The organism is Mesorhizobium sp. M7A.F.Ca.US.008.03.1.1 (genome assembly GCF_003997495.1).
GTDB lineage: Bacteria > Pseudomonadota > Alphaproteobacteria > Rhizobiales > Rhizobiaceae > Mesorhizobium.
Window position 1 is genome coordinate 470,860 of record NZ_RZRU01000003.1, and the last position, 19,015, is coordinate 489,874.

Genomic DNA, 19,015 nt, shown 5'->3' on the forward strand with positions numbered 1-19,015 from the left:
AGGAGGCAAGAATGCGCAATCGCAACGCCACGGCCTATCGCTTCCTCACGCCCTATCTGCTGATCTTCGCGATCTTCTGGGTGTGGCCGATCATCAGCTCCTTCTTGATCTCCTTCCAGGCGACGCGCACCGTGCCGTGGCGGTTCGCGCCGAGCTTCAACTGGGGCCGATTGATCGGCGATCCGGCCTTCTTCAACGCCCTGAAGAACACGCTGCTCATCCTTGTCATACAGGTGCCGGTGATGATCTCGCTGGCGCTCGTCATGGCGGTGCTTTTGAACTCGCCGCTCTTGAAGGCGCGCGGCCTCTACCGCTTTGCCTTCTTCGCCCCGGTGGTGGTCGGCGAAGTTGCTTATTCGGCGGTGTTCCGGCTGATGTTCAACCTCGATTTCGGCATCATCAACAAGCTCCTGAACAGCGTCGGCCTGCCCAGGATCGACTGGTTTTCCAACGTCACGCCGGCGATGGCACTGATCATGATCGCGGTGACCTGGCGCTGGGCCGGTTACAACGCCATCATCCTGCTCGCCGGCATGCAGTCCATTCCCGAAGATGTCTACGAGGCGGCGACGCTCGACCGCGTCAGCAAGCTCAAGCAGTTCTTCTACATCACCCTGCCGCTCCTGAAGCCGGTCATCGTGTTCTGTCTCGTGCTGTCGATCATCGGCACCATGCAGCTGTTCACCGAGCCCTTCCTGATCACCGAGCGCGGCGGGCCGGGCGGCGGTACGGAGACGCTTGGCCTGCTGCTTTACCGCCAGGGTTTTCGGTCGCTCAATTTCGGCTATGCGTCGGCCGTCGCCTACACCATGGCCGGGCTGGCGATCGCCATCACGCTGGCGCAGCTGTGGCTGACGAGGGAACCGAAATGAGTTCGCGCTCCTCCGCCAGACTGGGACGCAGCATCGCTCTGCATCTGTTCCTGACGCCGCTGGCGCTGATCTGGCTGTTTCCGCTGTGGATGATGGTGGTGTTCTCGACCATGCCGGACAACGGCATCTTCAGCCCCGGCATCGAGCTTTTGCCGCACGGCAACTTCATCGACAATTTCAACAATCTGCAGCGTGACACCAACTTCGTCGGAGCCATCGGCATTTCGGTCTCGGTGGCGGTGACTTACACCATCCTGTCGGTGCTGCTAACGTCGATGGCCGGCTGGGCGCTGGCCCGCTACCAGTTCTTCGGCAAGGGCGTGGTTGTCGCCATCATCCTGGGCACCATAACGCTGCCTTATGCGGTCGTGTTGATCCCGCAATTCATCATGGTGGCGCGCGACTTCAAGCTCGCCAACACCTGGGTGGCGCTGATCGTGCCGCCGTTGTTCAATTCACTCGGCGTGCTGTTCATGCGGCAGAGTTTTTCGATGATGCCGGACGACCTCTTCGATGCGGCGCGCGTCGAGGGCGTGAAGGAATGGCGCATCTTCCTTTTCGTCGCACTGCCTTTGGCTAGGCCGATGCTGGCGGCGCTCGCCATCATCCTGTTCCTCGCCTCCTGGAATAATTATCTGTGGCCGCTTCTGATCAACAGCCAGCCGGGTTCGATGACGGCGCCGGTGGCGCTCGGTACGCTAATCGGCCTCACCAAGGTGTCATGGGGCGGCATCATGGCGGGCGCGGTGATGCTGACGGTGCCGATGCTCGTCGTCTTCGTGCTGCTGCAGCGTCATTTCATCGCCGGCATTGCCGCCGGCGCGGTCAAGTAAGGGGCAGCATGGCAACGGTCACGCTCAACAATGTCGTCAAGCGCTTCGGCGTCTTCGAGGTCGTTCATGGCGCCAGCATCGACATCAAGGACGGCGAGTTCGTCGTCTTCGTCGGCCCCTCCGGCTGCGGCAAATCCACACTGCTCAGGATGATCGCCGGGCTCGAGGACATCAGCGGCGGCGAGATCGCCATCGGCGGCAAGGTGGTCAACGATGTCGAACCAGCCGACCGCGGCATCGCCATGGTGTTCCAGTCCTACGCGCTCTATCCGCATATGAGCGTCGAGCAGAACCTCTCTTTCGGCCTGCGCATGACCGGCAACCCAAAGGCCGACACCGAACGGCGGGTGAAGCGGGCGGCCGAGATCCTGCGCATCAGCGAATTGATGGACAGGCGCCCGAAAAAACTCTCCGGCGGCCAGCGCCAGCGCGTCGCCATCGGCCGCGCCATCGTGCGCGAACCGCAGGTGTTCCTGTTCGATGAGCCGCTCTCCAATCTCGACGCCGAACTGCGCGTCCAGATGCGCGTCGAGATTTCCCGGCTGCACAAGGAGCTCGGCGCCACCATGATCTATGTCACGCACGACCAGACCGAGGCGATGACGCTCGCCGACAGGATCGTCGTGATGCGCGCCGGCCATATCGAGCAGATCGGCCGGCCGCTTGATCTCTACGACAACCCCGACAATCAGTTCGTGGCAGGCTTTGTCGGCTCGCCGAAGATGAATTTCGTAAATGGCCGCATTGTCGAGCACGATGCACGCGGTGTCGTGGTGGAACTGGCGGGTCAGGAGAAGACCCGTATCACCCAGCCGCTGACAGGCGCCATGCCCGAAGTGGGCAGCAAGGTCATCGTCGGCGTGCGGCCCGAACATTTCGGCAGTGCGGGAGAAGGTGGCGCCGACCTCGTCGTCGGCATCGACGTGATTGAGCACCTCGGCGGCACGAGCTTTCTCTACACCAGAACGGCCAACGGTGACGACGTGGTGATCCAGCGCGACGCGGCAAAGGTTCCCGATACGTCCGAAATCACCGTTTCCATCCGCAAATCCTACCTGTTCGACGAAAAAGGACTGCGGCTGCGCTGACCGCTCGGCCCTTTCCAGCCTTCAAGGAGAATGACAATGACCGCAACCACGCCCATTCGCTGGGGCATTCTCGGCCCGGGCAGCATCGCCCAGTCCTTTGCCCGTGGCGTGGCCGCTTCGCGCACCGGAAAGCTGGTCGCCATCGGCGCGCGAAATCCCGCCACGCCAGGTCTCGCCGAGAGTTTCCCCGGTGCCCGCATCCTCGACGGCTACGACGCGCTGCTCGCCGATCCCGATATCGACGCCGTCTACATTTCGATACCGCATCCCGGGCATGCGCAATGGGCGATCAAGGCGGCCGAGGCCGGAAAGCATGTGCTGTGCGAAAAGCCGCTCGCGTTGACCGCCTTCGAGGCCGACGCCATGATCCATGCCGCGCGCAAGGCCGGCACATTTCTCGGCGAAGCCTTCATGTACCGGTTGCACCCGCAGACGCTGAAGCTGGTGGAACTGATCAGGTCTGGCGTCATCGGCGAGACCAGGATGATCAAGTCGAGCTTCGGCTTCGCCATGCCGCGCTTCATGCCGGAGCACCGTCTCTATGCCAACGATCTCGCCGGCGGCGGCGTCCTTGACGTCGGCGGATATCCGGTCTCGATGGTGCGGCTGATTGCCGGGGAGGCGACAGGACTTCTCTTCGCCGAGCCTGACAAGGTGGTCGGCACCGCCCATCTTGGCCAGTCCGGCGTCGACGAATGGGCCTCCGCGCTGCTGCATTTCCCAAGTGGCATTGTCGCCGAAGTCTCCTGCAGCATCTCGCTCAACCAGGACAATGTCTTGCGCATCCTGGGCACCAAAGGCCGCATCGAAGTGCCGGACTTCTGGTTCGCCGGCGGCAATCGCGAAATCGGCCTCGGCCAGATCGACATCATCGCATCCGACGGCGCGCGCGAGACCATCAGCGTCAACGAGAAGCGCCATGTCTATTCCTTCGAGGTCGACGCAGCCGGTGAGGCCATCCGCGCCGGGCGGCAGGAATTCGCCTGGCCGGGCATGGCGTGGGCGGAAAGCCTCGGCACCTTGCGTGTGCTGGACAAATGGCGGGCGGCTGCCGGCCTCGAATACGGGATCGAGAAGGCCCAGCAGCGTACCAACACCATCTCCGGCCGGCCTTTGCGGTCCGGCGGCACGGCGATCGCCAAGCGCACCATTCCTGGCCTGTCGAAGCCGGCATCGGTGGTGGCGCTCGGCTTCGAGGATTTCCGTACGTTTTCCTCAGGCTCGATCCTGCTCGATGCCTTTTTCGAGGCCGGCGGCAATCTCTTTGATACCGGCTATGTCTATGGCGGCGGCTATACCGAGAAGCTGCTTGGCGAGTGGTTGAAAAACCGCGGCGTGCGCGCGCAATCGGTGGTCATCGCAAAGGGCGCGCACTCGCCGCTGTGCTATCCCGATGTGATCGGCAAGCAGCTCGACCAGTCGCTCGAACGCCTGCAGACCAATCATGTCGATGTCTATTTCATGCACCGCGACAATCCCGATGTGCCGGTCGGCGAATTCGTCGATGCGATGGATCGCGAGGTGAAGGCTGGCCGCATCCGCGGCCCGTTCGGCGGTTCGAACTGGACGATGGAACGCATGGATGAGGCAATTGCCTACGCCGAACGCACCGGCAAGCAAAGGCCCGGCGCGCTATCCAACAATTTCTCGCTGGCCGAAATGCTGGAGCCGATCTGGGCAGGCTGCATTACGTCCTCCACGGATGCGTGGAAGGCCTGGCTGACATCCAGGCAGATGCCGAATTTCGCTTGGTCGAGCCAGGGGCGCGGCTTCTTCACCGATCGCGCCGGGCGCGACAAGCGCGACAACGAGGAACTGGTGCGGGTGTGGTACTCGGAGCGGAATTTCGGCCGCCGCGACCGGGCAATCGAACTTGCCGCGAGACTGGGCAAGAGCCCGATCCATGTTGCGCTGGCCTATGTGCTCGCCCAGCCCTTCCCATCCATCCCCCTGATCGGGCCGCGCACGCTGGACGAGTTGGACGACAGCCTGCGCGCCTTCGACATCACGCTTTCGCAGGCCGATCTCGAATGGCTGGATGGCGGCAGCCGGCGCGCAGCCTAGCCAGTTGCCTGTCTAACAGTGGCGGTGTCAGGCCTCGTCATCAGGGGCCCTGACGCCGCGCCGCGCCGGAGTTCTCAAATTGGCATACATGCCGGTGGTGCGGAATTGGCTTGGTGTAATGCCGTAGCAGCGGCGGAAGACCTTCGAAAAATAGTTGGCGTCCTCGAAGCCGCACAGGATGGCGACTTCCTTCACCGGCAGGAAGTCCGCCTTGGTCAGCAGCTTCGCCGCGCGTTGCAGGCGCTGCTGCAGCACGAATTCGGCGGGCGGCAGGCCTTCGCTTTCGGCAAAGCAGCGTGAGAAATGAGCCCGGCTGAGGCCACTGATCTGGACCAGGTCCGCCACTGGCAGCGGCCTGTCGAGATTGGCATTGATGTGATCGATGACCGGCTGCATGGCGCTCAGTTTTTCGGCGAAGGCATGGGAGCCGAAGACATCGTCATAGAGCGCCATCGCAGCCTCGTAGGCTATCGCCGAAGCAGCCCCAGGCGAAGCGGCCCCTTTGATCAGGCGCAGGCTGCAATCGGCAAGATGATCGATCGTCGCCGGCTGCAGCCGAAATACCGGACCAGAGACGCTGAGGATCGACTTGTGGATGCGCAGCGCCTCTTCGCCGTTCATCGAAATCCAGAAATATTCCCAGCGCTCATCCCCGGCCAGCCAGTAGCGGTGGTTGTGCGGCACCAGCACCAGCAATGTGTCGTTCTTCTGCAGGCGGTAGTTGCGGTTCTCGTACCGCAGCCGGCCGGTTCCGCTGATCGTGTGCTGGAGCACGGTGAACGGTGTCTGGCCGCGCCTGCGCCCATCCCAGTCGTAGATTTCCTCCTCGCGCACTTCATAGCCCGTGCTCGTCGGCATGGCGTGCAGGCGCTGGCGGCCGCGCGGCAGCGAGATCGTGCGCATGGACTGTCCATTGGCTATCAATTCCTGCAGCACAAAATTACCCCTGAAAGCATAATCCTTCTCTGGTCGCGCTCGCGAATAAGCGCATAATCCCAGCCGAAAAGCGAGAGAGATCCGCAGTCGAGGAGCGGGCAGGGAGGTTGGCGAGCCGGATTCCGGCTTGTCGCGCATACATGTCGCGGCATATGGCTACAGCCTCCCATTGTCATTCCTTGTCTGCCATGTGAACGGAATGAGGTGCGGCTGATGAGTTTCAAAATCGCTATCATCGGTGCCGGCAGCGTCGGCTTCACCAAGAAATTGTTCACCGACATCTTGTGCGTGCCCGAATTCACCGACATCGAATTCGCGCTGACCGACGTCAGCGAGCACAACCTTCAGATGATCAAGGCGATCCTCGACAGGATCGTCGAGGCAAACAGGTTGCCCACTAGGGTGACGGCGACGACCGACCGCCGCAAGGCGCTTGAAGGCGCACGCTACGTCATCAGTTGCGTGCGGGTCGGCGGGCTCGAAGCCTATGCCGACGATATCCGCATTCCCCTGAAATACGGCATCGATCAATGCGTCGGCGACACGATCTGCGCCGGCGGCATTCTCTATGGCCAGCGCAACATCCCGGTGATCCTGGATTTCTGCAAGGACATCAGTGAGGTCGCCGAGACGAACGTCAAATTCCTGAACTACGCCAACCCGATGGCGATGAACACCTGGGCCGCGATCGAATACGGCAAGGTCGACACCGTCGGGCTCTGCCACGGCGTCCAGCATGGTGCCGAGCAGATCGCCGAGGTGCTTGGCGCGAAGTCCACTCAGGAGCTCGACTATGTCTGTTCCGGCATCAACCACCAGACCTGGTTCATCGACCTGCGCCTGAACGGCCGCCCCATCGGCAAGGACGAACTGGTGGCGGCCTTCGAGGCGCATCCGGTCTATTCGCAACAGGAGAAGCTGCGCATCGATGTCCTGAAGCGCTTCGGCGTCTATTCGACCGAAAGCAATGGCCACCTGTCCGAATATCTGCCCTGGTACCGTAAACGTCCCGACGAGATCACGCGCTGGATCGATATGTCCGACTGGATCCACGGTGAAACTGGCGGCTATCTCCGCTACTCCACCGAAACCCGCAACTGGTTCGAGACGGAATATCCGCAGTTCCTCGAAGCGGCGTCAAAGCCGATCAACCGGGAGAAGCGCTCCAATGAGCATGCCAGCCACATATTGGAGGCGCTGGAGACCAACCGGGTCTATCGCGGCCACTTCAACGTCAAGAACAATGGCGTGATCACCAACCTGCCGCAGGATGCCATCATCGAGTCGCCGGGCTTCGTCGACCGTTTTGGCATCAACATGGCCGCCGGCATCACGTTGCCGGAGGCCTGCGCCGCCACCTGCATCGCTTCGATCAACGTCCAGCGCATGTCGGTGCATGCCGCGATATCGGGCGACATCGATCTTCTGAAGCTCGCCGTGCTGCATGACCCGTTGGTCGGCGCGGTTTCGACGCCGGAGGAGGTCTGGCAGATGGTCGACGAAATGGTCGTCGCCCAGGCAGCCTGGCTGCCGCAATATGCCCATGCGGTTCCGGCCGCCAGGGAGCGGCTGTCGACATCTCAGGTGAAGACCCGCGAGTGGGCGGGCGCCGCACGGCGCAGCGTGCGCTCGATCGAGGAATTGCGCGCCGAAAAAGCCGCACTGAAGCAAGCCGGCTGAAACGGGCCGGCTGAAAGTTCATGCGGTGATGCTGGATCCATGGGAGGCGGATCCACTGCCACGAAGCCGTTTGAATTCGAGGAGAGGCGGAGCGGGTGCACCGCTCCGGACAAACAAGAGGGAGAGAGACCGTGAGGAATTTACGCAATATCGGCCTTGCTGCCGGACTGACGCTGAGCGTCTCGGTCTCGGCACTCAATGCTTACGCTTCCGAGCCGACGGTTCCGCCGGCGCCGACACCGTTTCCCGCCGAAGGCAAGATCAACTATGTCGCGCGAGACTCGATCCTGGAGTTCAAGGCGCTTCCAGAATATCACGAGCCCGACTGGGTCACCGAGAAATACGTCAAGACCGGCAAGCTGCCGCCGGTGAAAGACAGGCTGCCGAAGGAGCCGCTGGTCTTCAAGACGGGCAACATGCAGGACGGCATCGGTGTCTATGGCGATACGATGCGCCATGTCATCGGCGGACGGCCGGAAGGCTGGAACTACGGCGCCGGCCAGACGCAAGGGTGGGGCGGCATCGATATCGGCCTTTCCGAATGCTTGACGCGCACCGCGCCGCTGTTCCAGGTCGAGGCGAAAGATACCGAGCCGCTGCCGAATCTGGCCAGGAGCTGGGATTGGTCGAGCGATGGCCACAAGCTGACCATGCACCTCATCGAAGGAGCGAAGTGGTCGGACGGCGTGCCGTTCAATGCCGACGACGTGATGTTCTACTGGGACGACGAGGTGGTCGATCCCAACGTCTCGCCGCTGAACGGCGCGACGCCGGAAACCTTCGGTGTCGGCACGACGTTGAAGAAGATCGACGACTACACCGTCGAATGGACCTTCCAGGATGCCTTCCCGAAGCAGTACCTGTATACCATGGCCTACGGCACCTTCTGTCCCGGCCCCGCGCACATCCTCAAGCCGCAGCATCCGAAATATTCGAAGAACACCTACGATCAGTTCAAAAATGCCTTCCCGCCGGAATTCATGAATATGCCGGTGATGGGTGGCTGGGTCCCGGTCGAATACCGGCCGGACGACATCATCGTCATGCGTCGCAATCCCTATTACTGGAAAGTCGACGAAAAGGGCAATCAGCTGCCCTATCTCAACGAACTGCACTACAAGCTGTCAACCTGGGCCGATCGCGACGTCCAGGCGGTGGCCGGCGCAGCCGACTTTTCCAATCTGGAGCAGCCGGAAAACTTCGTCGCCTCGCTGAAGCGTGCGGCGGAGCCGAACGCGCCGGCCCGTCTTGCTTTCGGCCCGCGGCTCATCGGCTACAATCTGCGCTTTAATTTTTCCGCCAATGGCTGGGGCAACCCGGATGAACGCGGGCAAGCTGTGCGCGAGCTGAACCGCAACGAGGATTTCCGCAAGGCCGTCACCATGGCGCTCGACCGCAAGGCGCTCGGCGACTCGCTGGTCAAGGGGCCGTTCACCGCCATCTATCCCGGCGGCCTGTCGTCCGGAACCAGCTTCTACGATCGCGCTTCGACGGTCTACTACCCCTTCGACCTCGAGGGCGCCAAGGCCGAGCTCGCCAAGGCCGGCCTCAAGGATACGGACGGCGATGGGTTCGTGAACTTCCCTTCCGGCACCGCCGGCGGCAAGAACGTCGAGATCGTGATGCTGGTGAACAACGACTACACGACAGACAAGAGCCTTGCCGAAGGCGTCGTCGCCCAGATGGAAAAACTCGGGCTTCGCGTCGTGCTCAACGGCCTCAACGGCACCCAGCGCGACGCGTCGCAATATTCCGGCCGCTTCGATTGGCTGGTCCGGCGCAACGAACAGGAACTGACGTCGGTGGTGCAGAACACCGTGCAGCTTGCCCCGGTCGGTCCGCGCACCAGCTGGGACCATCGTGCGCCGGAAAATGGCGAGGTCGATGTGATGCCGTTCGAAAAGGACCTCGTCGACATCGTCAACACGTTCGTCTCGACGCAGGACAATGACCAGCGCGCCAGCCTGATGAAACAGTTTCAGAAGATCTCGACGGAGCACGTCTACAATGTCGGCCTGACGGAATATCCCGGCGCGCTCATCGTCAACAAGCGTTTCTCGAACATTCCGCAGGGCACGCCGATCTTCATGTTCAACTGGGCCGAAGATTCGATCATCCGCGAACGGGTCTTTGTCGCGGCCGACAAGCAGGCGAAATACGAATTGTTCCCTGAGGAGCTGCCCGGCAAGCCCGGAGAAAAAGGCCCGATGAATTAGGTTTACCTCCCCTGACCGAGAGAACTCGGGCCGCGCCGCTGGCGCGGCCCGACAAACCAACCTCCGGACGCAACCAAGGGCGCGATCGGCGAGACAAGGAACGAACCGTCCATGCTGCGATTCCTGCTCACGCGCATAGCGTCGGCAATCCCGGTCCTCGCCATTTTGAGCCTGGCCACCTTTGCCATCATCCAGGCGCCACCGGGCGATTATGCCGACTATATCCGCTCGCAGGCGATCAACCAGGGTGGAGCCTCCTTCGCCGAAGCCGACGCGCAGGCAAAGGCCTATCGCATCGAGCATGGCCTCGATAAGCCGCTGCCCGTCCAGTATCTGAACTGGATCGGCGGCATCGTCACCCGCGGCGATTTCGGCTACAGCCTCTACTACAACAAGCCGGTAGCCGACGTGGTCGGAGAGCGCCTGCCGCGCACGCTTCTCCTGGCGCTGGTCTGCCATCTGCTCGCCTCGGTGCTGGGCATCACATTCGGCATATGGGCGGCGACGCGGCAATACACCTGGATCGACTCGACACTGTCGGCCATCTCCTTCCTTGGCATGACGGTGCCGCGGTTCCTGATGGCGCTGATCATCGTCTATCTCCTGGTCTTCCAGTTCAACGTGTCGGAGATCGGCTCATTCTTCTCGCCGCAATATGGTGGCGCGCCGTGGTCCTGGGCCAAATTCATCGACCTGGTCAAGCATGTCTGGCCGGTGGTGGCGATCGCCACTTTCGGCGGCCTCGCTTACAATATGCGCGTCATGCGCGGCAATCTGCTCGACACGCTGAACGCGCAATATGTCGAGACGGCAAGGGCCAAGGGGTTGACCGGCGCCGCCGTCGTCATGCGCCACGCCGTGCCCAACGCGCTGCATCCGCTCATCATGTATCAGGGCGTGGTGCTGCCCTATATGCTGACCGGCGAGATCGAGACGGCGATCATCTTCGCGCTGCCGACCGTCGGCCCGGCGATTGTCGGCTCCATGGCCGTCGGCGACGTCTATGTCACCGCCACCTTCATGATGGTGCTGTCGGCGACGCTGATCGTCGGCAACATCATCGCCGACATGCTGCTCGTCCTGCTCGATCCGCGCGTGCGCCAGTTCGGGGAGGGTTAGAGATGCTGGCGCGCGATCCATCACCGCCGCCACCGCCGGCCGAAGGTCCCATCGTTGCCAAACCGGCGCGCGGCAACGAAAGCTACATCGCGCTTGTCTGGCGCCGGCTGAGGCGCTCCTGGACCGGCATGGCCGGGCTCTGGCTCGTCGTGCTGCTGCTGGTGATGGCCGTGTTCGCCGAATTCATCGCGCCAATGGACCCGAAGGTCACGGACGTCGGCTTCGCTCCGCCGCAGGTGCCAGGTTTCCACGACAAGGACGGCGCTTTCACCGCGCGGCCGAGGGTCTATGCGCTGGCCGATTCGGCGGACCTCGATCCGGTCACTTTCCAGCCCGTCGTCGGACCCGACTACGACCATCCAAGGCTGCTTGGTTTCTTCGTGCATGGCGCCCCCTACAAGCTCTTCGGGCTCATCCCGGCGGACCGGCATCTGTTCGGCTCGCTGGACGGCCAGCCGGTGCATTTCCTCGGCACCGACAAGTTCGGCCGTGACGTGCTGTCGCGCGCGATCCACGGCTCGCGCGTTTCGCTGATGATCGCGCTGACGGTTGTCTTCATCATCACCGTCATCGGCACAACCGTCGGCATGGTTTCGGGCTATTTCGGCGGCAGGTTCGATGTCTGGATGCAGCGCTTCGTCGAACTGGTGCTCGCCTTTCCGCAGTTGCCGCTCTATCTGGCGCTGACGACGCTGATCCCGGTCACCGCTCCCACCAACGTCTTCCTGGCTTTCGTCATCATCGTCATGTCGGCCTTGGGCTGGGCGCAGATGTCGCGCGAGGTGCGCGGCAAGACGCTGGCGCTGGCGCGGATCGAGTATGTGCGCGCCGCCATGGCGGTCGGCGCCACCGACCGGCGCATCATCATGCAGCACATCTTCCCCAATGTGATGAGCCATGTGATCGTCGCGGTGACGCTGGCGATCCCGACGGTGGTGCTGCTCGAATCCTTCCTCGGGTTCCTCGGCTTCGCCGTCAAGCCGCCGCTGATCTCGTGGGGCCTCATGCTGCAGGACACCGCGACCTATTCCGTCATCGGCACCTATCCCTGGATCCTGTCGCCGGTCGGTTTTGTGCTCGTCACCGTCTTTGCCTTCAATGCGCTGGGCGATGGCCTGCGCGACGCCGTCGACCCCTATTGAGGTGCTGAGATGACCGTCGCGCTCGCCGAATCCTTCGCACCGATCGTCCGCCACGATCATGACGGACGCCAGGACCAGCCCGTCATCGATGCCCGCAACGTCGCCGTGGCCTTCAAGGTCGAGCATGGCGTCGTCGACGCGGTCAAGGACATCTCTTTCCAGCTCTATCGCGGCGAGACGATAGCGATCGTCGGCGAATCCGGCTCCGGCAAGTCGGTGACGGCGCGCACCGTCATGGGCCTGCTGTCGCGGCGCGCCACGGTGTCGCCCGGCTCCAGCGTCTGCTATGACGGGCAAAACATCCTGAAATTTCCCGAGAGCGCCCGGCGCAAGCTGCGCGGCAACCGCATCTCGATGATCTTCCAGGAGCCGATGAGCTCACTCAACCCGATCTATACGGTCGGCAGCCAGATCGTCGAGGCGATCAGGGTGCATCGCAAGGTCAGCCGCAAACAGGCCTGGGCGCGCGCACTGGAACTCCTGCAGCATGTGCAGATTCCCGATCCTGCCGCGCGGCTCAAGCAATATCCGCACCAGCTCTCTGGCGGGCAACGCCAGCGGGTGATGATCGCCATGGCGCTGGCCAACAATCCAGACGTGCTGATCGCCGATGAGCCGACCACGGCGCTCGATGTCACCGTCCAGGCGCAGATCCTGAACCTGATCCGCAGCCTGCAGAAAGAGCTGCGCATGGCGGTGATCCTGATCACCCACGACCTGACCGTGGTGCGCCAGTTCTCCGACTACGTCTATGTCATGCAGCATGGCGAAATGTGCGAGCACAACGTCACCGAACGGCTTTTCGCCGATCCGCGGCATCCCTATACGAGGCGGCTGCTGGCTTCCGAGCCGCACGGGCAGCCGAAGCCGCTGCCGGAGGGCTGCGGCACCATCCTCGAGGCCAGCGGCGTGCGCGTCTCATTCATGCTGCGCCACGGCACTTTCCTGAAACCGGACTGGCGCGAGCTGGTCGCCGTCGACGATCTCAGCCTGAAACTCTGTCGCCATGAGACGCTGGGGCTGGTCGGTGAGTCCGGTTCCGGCAAGACCACCTTCGGCCAGGCCCTGCTCAGGTTGATCGACGCCAAGCGCGGCGAGATCCGTTTCGACGGCAAGCCGATCCAAGGCCTGTCGCGGGCGCAGATGCGGCCGTTGCGCTCGCGCATGCAGATCGTCTTCCAGGATCCATTCTCCTCGCTCAACCCGCGCATGACGATTGGACAGATCATCGAGGAAGGGCTGATCGTCAACAGCATAGGGGCGACGCGGCGCGAGCGGGTCCAACGGGTGCGCGACGCGCTGGTCAGCGCCGGCATGCCGGGCGATATACTGTCGCGGTTTCCGCACGAATTCTCCGGCGGCCAGCGACAACGCATCGCCATCGCCCGCGCCATCGCGTTGGAACCAGAATTCATCCTGCTCGACGAGCCGACATCGGCGCTGGACCTCTCCGTCCAGGCGCAGATCATCGACCTCCTGCGCAAGCTGCAGGATGAGCGCGGCCTCAGCTACCTCTTCATCTCGCACGACCTCAAGGTGGTGCGCGCGCTGTGCCATCGCGTCATCGTCATGCAGAACGGCAAGATCGTCGAGCAGGGGCCCGTCGACGACGTCCTGTCCAATCCCAAGACCGCCTACACCGAACGGCTCGTCAGGGCCGCTTTCGACGTGGCCTGAACATATGCCGGAGGTTAGCATGGCAAGAAATCCCAAGATCACGTTCATCGGCGCCGGCTCGACGGTGTTCATGAAGAATATTGTCGGCGACGTGCTGCAGCGCCCGTCGCTGTCCGGCGCGACGATCGCGCTGATGGACGTCAATCCGCAGCGGCTGGAAGAGAGCGCCATCGTCGTCAACAAGCTGATCGCGACGCTTGGCGTCAAGGCGAAGACCGAGACCCATTCGGACCAGCGCAAGGCGCTGACGGGCGCCGACTTCGTCGTCGTCGCCTTCCAGATCGGCGGCTACGAACCCTGCACCGTCACCGACTTCGAGGTGCCGAAGAAATACGGCCTGCGCCAGACGATCGCCGACACGCTGGGCGTCGGCGGCATCATGCGGGGGCTCCGGACCGTGCCGCATCTGTGGAAGGTCTGCGAGGACATGCTCGCCGTCTGCCCCGAAGCGATCATGCTGCAATATGTCAACCCGATGGCGATCAACACCTGGGCGATATCGGAGAGATATCCTGAGATCAGGCAGGTCGGCCTCTGCCATTCGGTGCAGGGCACGGCGATGGAGCTGGCTGAAGACCTCGACCTTCCCTACGAAGAAATCCGCTATCGCTCGGCCGGCATCAACCACATGGCCTTCTACCTGAAATTCGAGCATCGTCAGGCGGACGGCTCCTACCGCGACCTCTATCCCGATCTGGTGCGCGCCTATCGCGAAGGCCGTGCGCCCAAGCCCGGCTGGAACCCGCGCTGTCCCAACAAGGTGCGCTACGAGATGCTGACCAGGCTCGGCTATTTCGTCACCGAAAGCTCGGAACATTTCGCCGAATACACGCCCTATTTCATCAAGGAAGGACGCCCAGACCTGATCGAGAAATACGGCATCCCGCTGGATGAGTATCCCAAGCGCTGCATCGAGCAGATCGAGCGCTGGAAGGGGCAGGCGGAAGCCTATCGCTCGGCCGATCGCATCGAAGTCGAGCAGTCCAAGGAATATGCCTCCTCGATCATGAATTCGGTCTGGACCGGCGAACCCTCGGTGATCTACGGCAATGTCCGCAACAATGGCTGCATCACCTCGCTGCCCCGGGATTGCGCCGCCGAAGTGCCGTGCCTGGTCGACGCCTCCGGCATCCAGCCGACCTACATCGGCGACCTGCCGCCTCAATTGACCGCGCTGATGCGCACCAACATCAACGTGCAGGAATTGACGGTGCGGGCGCTGATGACGGAAAACCGCGAGCACATCTACCATGCGGCGATGATGGATCCGCACACCGCGGCCGAACTCGATCTCGACCAGATCTGGTCACTGGTCGATGATCTCTTGGCCGCTCACGGAGACTGGCTGCCGGACTGGGCGCGCGTCAACCGCAAGAACGAAGCTGCCGCCTGATCGGCGGCGCTCGGCTCATTTCGGAGCGTCCGGGTCCGTCTCTTCCTCGTCGTCGCGGGCCTTGATGACATAGGCGCCCTTCAGCCAGCGGTTGAGGTCGATGTCCTTGCAGCGCGTCGAGCAGAACGGAAAGGTGTCGCGCGCCGACGGCTTGCCGCATTCGGGACAGGGGCGCTTGGGGCGCAAGGGCGTGACTTTGGGATCGGAATTCACAGCCGGGTTCCCGCCAGCCAGCCGCCATGCACCTTGAAGCCTTCACCGCTCAACAGCGCGACGGTTTCATAGAGTGGCAGCCCGACGATGTTGGTGTAGGAGCCGACCAGCTTGACGACGAAGGCGCCGGCGAGGCCCTGGACGGCGTAGCCGCCGGCCTTGCCGCGCCATTCACCCGAGGCGATATAGGCGTCGATCTCTTCGCGTGGCAGCCGCTTGAAGCGCACCCGCGTCTCGACGAGCCGCTGGCGCAGCTTGCCACCTGGGGTGATCAGGCAGATGCCGGAATAGACCCGGTGCGAACGGCCCGACAACAGCCCGAGGCAGTTGGCGGCGTCGTCGAGGGTTTCGGCCTTGGGCAGGATGCGCCGCCCGACGGCAACCACCGTGTCCGCGGCCAGCACGAAACCCGGCGCATAGTCGGCTTCGGTCTGCAGCGAGGCGAACGCCTTCTCGGCCTTTTCCTTCGACAGCCGCTTGGCCAGCGAGCGCGGATGCTCGGCACGCAGCGGCGTTTCGTCGACATCGGCCGGCAGCACGCGGTCCGGCTCGATGCCGGCCTGCTGCAAGAGTTCGATCCGGCGCGGCGAACCCGAGGCAAGCACCAGCTTCTGCAAAATGCTCATCGCGGACCAGTCGGGCTTTGCTTACTTGAAACGATAGGTGATGCGGCCCTTGGTCAGGTCGTATGGCGTCATCTCGACCAGAACCTTGTCGCCGGTCAGCACGCGGATGCGGTTCTTGCGCATGCGGCCGGCCGTATGGGCGATGATCTCGTGTTCGTTTTCGAGCTTTACCCGGAACATCGCGTTCGGCAACAATTCCGTCACGACACCCGGAAACTCGAGGACTTCTTCCTTCGGCATTCGATACCTTTGCTTGGATGGTAGTTCCGGCGCCTAGAGCATGATGCCGAAAAGTGTCAAGCGGTTTTCGGACGACATCATGCTCTATTTCTTTGATCTAGAGGCGGATTCAGATTTCAGGTCGAACAGACCTGAAATCATCCGACTCTAGCCGGAATTTCGGCGGAACCTATATGATAATCGTCCGCTTGTGAACACGCTTAATCCGTCGTGTTTTTTGCTTCAGGATGCAAAAAACGTCGGCCTATGCGCACCTTCAGCCGCTCGCGCACGTCCCGATAACTGGCCATGATCTGTTCGCGGGTGCCGCTGGCGTCGGTCGGGTCTGGCGTCGGCCAGTATTCGACCTCGACCGCGAGCGAGCGGGTGAGTTCGAGTGCGGTGTGGTGCGCTTCCGGCGCCAGCGTGATGATCAGGTCGAAATAGTCGTCCTCGAGATCGTCCATCGTCCTTGGGTGACGCTCGCCCAGCGTGAGACCTTCTTCGGCAAGCACCGCATCGACGAATGGATCGCGCTCGCCGGCGCGGACGCCGGCGGAAGCGACAAAGACGGTGGCGGGCAGCATGCGGCGCGCCAGCTGCTCCGCCATTGGCGAGCGCACGGCATTCATGCCGCACAGGAACAGGATCGAACGGGGCAGGGCGCCGGGTGCCAGGGCTAGCCCCGCCAGTGCAGCACGCAGACCAGCGTGAACAGCCGGCGCGCCGTATCGAAGTCGATGTCGATCTTGCCGGACAGCCGGTCCATCAATGTCTGGGAGCCTTCATTGTGCAGGCCGCGGCGACCCATGTCGATCGCCTCGATGTGGCTCGGCGTCGAGGAGCGGATGGCGTCGTAGTAGCTTTCGCAGATCATGTAGTAGTCCTTGACGATGCGCCTGAGAGGCGTCAGCGACAGGATATGGGTGACGACGGCGGCGCCATCCTCGCGGGCCACGGCAAACACCAGGCGCTGCTCGGCCAGCGACAGTTTCAGCCGATAAGGACCGGCGCCGCTGTCATTGACGGGTTGAAAACTGTTTTCCTCGATCAGGTCGAAGATCGCCACCGCGCGTTCATGCTCGACATCGGGTGTCGAACGGCCGATCGATTCATCGAGTTCGACATCGATCAGCCTGGCGCGGTTTTGATCGGGGCCAGACATCGCCGCCTACATGTTCAACCGTATGGCGACGGAGCGTCCATGCGCGTCAAGGCCCTCCGCCTTGGCCAGCGCAATCGCCGCCGGCGCCAAAATCCGCAACTGCTCCGGTCCAAGCTTGAGGATCGACGTGCGCTTGACGAAATCGAGCACGGACAGGCCGGACGAGAAACGTGCCGAGCGCGCCGTCGGCAACACATGGTTGGAGCCGCCGACATAGTCGCCGATGGCTTCCGGCGTATGGCGGCCGAGAAAGACGGCACCCGCATTGCGCATCCGCGACAGGAAACCCTCGGCATCGTCGATTGCCAATTCGACATGTTCGGCGGCGATGCGGTCGACCAGCGGCAGCGAGGATTCAATGGTTGGAACCAGGATCACGGCGCCAAAATCGCGCCAGCTCGCCGCAGCCGTTTCGGCCCGCGGCAGGCTCTGAAGCTGACGCTCGACCGCTTGTTCGACAGCGATGCCGAAAGCCGCATCGTCGGTCATCAGGATCGACTGCGCCGATGTGTCGTGCTCGGCCTGGGCAAGAAGGTCGGCCGCGATCCAGTCCGGATCGTTGCTGCCGTCAGCCACGACGAGCACTTCCGATGGCCCGGCGATCATGTCGATGCCGACGGTGCCGAACACCTGGCGCTTGGCCGCCGCGACATAGGCATTGCCCGGGCCGACGATCTTGGCGACCGGCCGGATCGTTTCGGTGCCGTAAGCAAGGGCGGCGATCGCCTGCGCGCCGCCGACGCGGTAGATTTCCGACACGCCGGCTATATCGGCGGCTACCAGAACCAGCGGATTGATGATGCCACCCGGCGCCGGCACGACCATGACGATGCGCTCGACGCCGGCCACCCGGGCCGGTACGGCGTTCATCAGCACCGAGCTTGGATAGCTCGCCGTGCCGCCCGGCACATAGAGCCCGACCGCCTCGACCGCCGTCCAGCGCCAGCCGAGCTCGACGCCGGCGGCATCCGTATAGCGATCGTCCTTCGGCCGCTGCCGTTCATGATGCGAGCGGATGCGGTCGCGCGCGAATTCCAGCGCCTCGATTGTTTTTGGGTCGGCGGCCTTGTAGGCCTGAGCGATATCGTCCTTCGAGACAGCGATGCCTAGCCCAGCCAGATCGGCGCGATCGAATTTCTGAGAATAGTCGATCAGCGCCGCGTCGCCCTCGGCGCGCACGCGCGCGATAATGTCGCGCACCGCGGCGTCGACATCGGCGGACACTTCCCGCTTCGTCAGCAGGAAGGCGGCGAAACGCTGCTCGAAATCGGCGTCGGACTGACGAAGCGTGATGGCCATCGGACGGTCAGGCCTTGTGGATGGGGCGCGAGGTGGCTTCCCACGCGCCGCCGATATCGGCAAGGCGGGCCTCGATGCACTCGACGTCGAGCATGATCGTGCCACCGCCCGCAAAGATCAGCTCGACGATGCCGGCCGGCTTGCTGATCTCGATGAAGCTGATCGCCAGCAGCGATAGGATTTCGTTCGGCTTGTCGCGGGCGATGCCATTGGTCTTGGCGCCAAGCACCCGGTCGAAATGCAGCACGGCCTGCCGCCGCTCATTGTGCTGGCGAAACAGGCCGGATTTGGCCTCCCAGACGAAACGGTTCATGGTCAGCAGGAAACGCTTGGCCCTGGGCAGGAATTCGAGGTCTGAGACCTTCATCACGGCGTCCTGGACATGGGCCGAGACGATGCTCAGATCCTGATCGTCGAGGGCGATAAGCTTAAGGCCGGTCATGCGGAGTTCGCACCTGAAGGTTGATAACTGA

At 62.9% G+C, this 19,015-nt stretch carries 18 protein-coding genes; 10 read left to right on the forward strand and 8 right to left on the reverse strand.

Annotated features, from left to right (window positions below):
* The first annotated feature begins 11 nt into the window (after window positions 1-11).
* The 4 genes from EOA16_RS07760 to EOA16_RS07775 are packed head-to-tail and all read left to right on the forward strand — an operon-like array spanning window position 12 to window position 4,857.
* Window positions 12-872 carry a sugar ABC transporter permease gene (locus EOA16_RS07760; protein ID WP_127256865.1) on the forward strand — a complete coding sequence of 287 codons (861 nt, stop codon included), beginning with the start codon at window positions 12-14 and terminating at the stop codon, window positions 870-872.
* The gene (locus EOA16_RS07765; RefSeq protein ID WP_127256867.1) at window positions 869-1,705 is read left to right on the forward strand and encodes a carbohydrate ABC transporter permease; all 837 of its coding nucleotides are present in this window, start codon (window positions 869-871) and stop codon (window positions 1,703-1,705) included. The genes EOA16_RS07760 and EOA16_RS07765 overlap by 4 nt, the downstream gene beginning before the upstream one ends.
* 8 nt (window positions 1,706-1,713) lie before the next feature.
* The gene (gene ugpC, locus EOA16_RS07770; protein WP_127256869.1) at window positions 1,714-2,793 is read left to right on the forward strand and encodes a sn-glycerol-3-phosphate ABC transporter ATP-binding protein UgpC; all 1,080 of its coding nucleotides are present in this window, start codon (window positions 1,714-1,716) and stop codon (window positions 2,791-2,793) included.
* A gap of 36 nt (window positions 2,794-2,829) precedes the next feature.
* Window positions 2,830-4,857: an aldo/keto reductase gene (locus EOA16_RS07775; protein WP_127256871.1), complete on the forward strand. Its 2,028-nt coding sequence runs from the start codon at window positions 2,830-2,832 to the stop codon at window positions 4,855-4,857.
* 27 nt (window positions 4,858-4,884) lie between these two features.
* Here the strand turns inward: EOA16_RS07775 and EOA16_RS07780 are convergent, their stop codons facing one another.
* On the reverse strand, window positions 4,885-5,931 hold the full coding sequence (locus EOA16_RS07780) for an AraC family transcriptional regulator (protein ID WP_206517316.1): 1,047 nt from the start codon (window positions 5,929-5,931) through the stop codon (window positions 4,885-4,887).
* 75 nt (window positions 5,932-6,006) lie between these two features.
* Here EOA16_RS07780 and EOA16_RS07785 point away from each other — a divergent pair, with 75 nt between their 5' ends.
* The 6 genes from EOA16_RS07785 to EOA16_RS07810 all read left to right on the forward strand — a co-directional run bounded on the left by EOA16_RS07785 (window position 6,007) and on the right by EOA16_RS07810 (window position 15,020).
* Window positions 6,007-7,473, forward strand: a complete 1,467-nt coding sequence (locus EOA16_RS07785) for an alpha-glucosidase/alpha-galactosidase (protein WP_127256875.1) — start codon at window positions 6,007-6,009, stop codon at window positions 7,471-7,473.
* A gap of 131 nt (window positions 7,474-7,604) precedes the next feature.
* A complete protein-coding gene (locus tag EOA16_RS07790) occupies window positions 7,605-9,689 on the forward strand; it encodes an ABC transporter substrate-binding protein (RefSeq protein WP_127256877.1) in 2,085 nt (694 codons plus the stop codon).
* A 111-nt stretch (window positions 9,690-9,800) separates the two neighbouring features.
* Window positions 9,801-10,808, forward strand: coding sequence for an ABC transporter permease (locus EOA16_RS07795; RefSeq protein WP_127256879.1), 1,008 nt, complete (start codon window positions 9,801-9,803; stop codon window positions 10,806-10,808).
* Window positions 10,809-10,810: 2 nt separating this feature from the next.
* Complete coding sequence (locus EOA16_RS07800; RefSeq protein WP_127256881.1) at window positions 10,811-11,950, forward strand: ABC transporter permease; 1,140 nt, start codon at window positions 10,811-10,813, stop codon at window positions 11,948-11,950.
* A 9-nt stretch (window positions 11,951-11,959) separates the two neighbouring features.
* Window positions 11,960-13,627 carry an ABC transporter ATP-binding protein gene (locus EOA16_RS07805; RefSeq protein ID WP_127256883.1) on the forward strand — a complete coding sequence of 556 codons (1,668 nt, stop codon included), beginning with the start codon at window positions 11,960-11,962 and terminating at the stop codon, window positions 13,625-13,627.
* A 19-nt stretch (window positions 13,628-13,646) separates the two neighbouring features.
* Window positions 13,647-15,020, forward strand: a complete 1,374-nt coding sequence (locus EOA16_RS07810; protein ID WP_127256885.1) for an alpha-glucosidase/alpha-galactosidase — start codon at window positions 13,647-13,649, stop codon at window positions 15,018-15,020.
* A 15-nt stretch (window positions 15,021-15,035) separates the two neighbouring features.
* Here EOA16_RS07810 and yacG read toward each other — a convergent pair whose 3' ends face one another.
* From yacG to EOA16_RS07845, 7 genes are all read right to left on the reverse strand, one after another.
* Window positions 15,036-15,233, reverse strand: a complete 198-nt coding sequence (gene yacG / locus EOA16_RS07815; RefSeq protein ID WP_027035756.1) for a DNA gyrase inhibitor YacG — start codon at window positions 15,231-15,233, stop codon at window positions 15,036-15,038.
* A complete protein-coding gene (locus EOA16_RS07820; RefSeq protein WP_127256887.1) occupies window positions 15,230-15,859 on the reverse strand; it encodes a Maf-like protein in 630 nt (209 codons plus the stop codon). The genes yacG and EOA16_RS07820 overlap by 4 nt, the downstream gene beginning before the upstream one ends.
* A gap of 21 nt (window positions 15,860-15,880) precedes the next feature.
* The gene (gene infA, locus EOA16_RS07825) at window positions 15,881-16,099 is read right to left on the reverse strand and encodes a translation initiation factor IF-1 (RefSeq protein WP_006200926.1); all 219 of its coding nucleotides are present in this window, start codon (window positions 16,097-16,099) and stop codon (window positions 15,881-15,883) included.
* A 200-nt stretch (window positions 16,100-16,299) separates the two neighbouring features.
* Entirely contained in the window at window positions 16,300-16,770 is a 471-nt protein-coding gene (locus EOA16_RS07830) for a low molecular weight phosphatase family protein (protein ID WP_127256889.1), read from the reverse strand.
* Window positions 16,758-17,243: a UPF0262 family protein gene (locus EOA16_RS07835; RefSeq protein WP_127256891.1), complete on the reverse strand. Its 486-nt coding sequence runs from the start codon at window positions 17,241-17,243 to the stop codon at window positions 16,758-16,760. The genes EOA16_RS07830 and EOA16_RS07835 overlap by 13 nt, the downstream gene beginning before the upstream one ends.
* Window positions 17,244-17,249: 6 nt before the next feature.
* Window positions 17,250-18,542: a histidinol dehydrogenase gene (hisD, locus tag EOA16_RS07840; RefSeq protein WP_127256893.1), complete on the reverse strand. Its 1,293-nt coding sequence runs from the start codon at window positions 18,540-18,542 to the stop codon at window positions 17,250-17,252.
* A gap of 7 nt (window positions 18,543-18,549) precedes the next feature.
* Entirely contained in the window at window positions 18,550-18,984 is a 435-nt protein-coding gene (locus EOA16_RS07845) for a DUF2948 family protein (protein WP_127256894.1), read from the reverse strand.
* Between the last annotated feature and the right edge of the window lie 31 nt (window positions 18,985-19,015).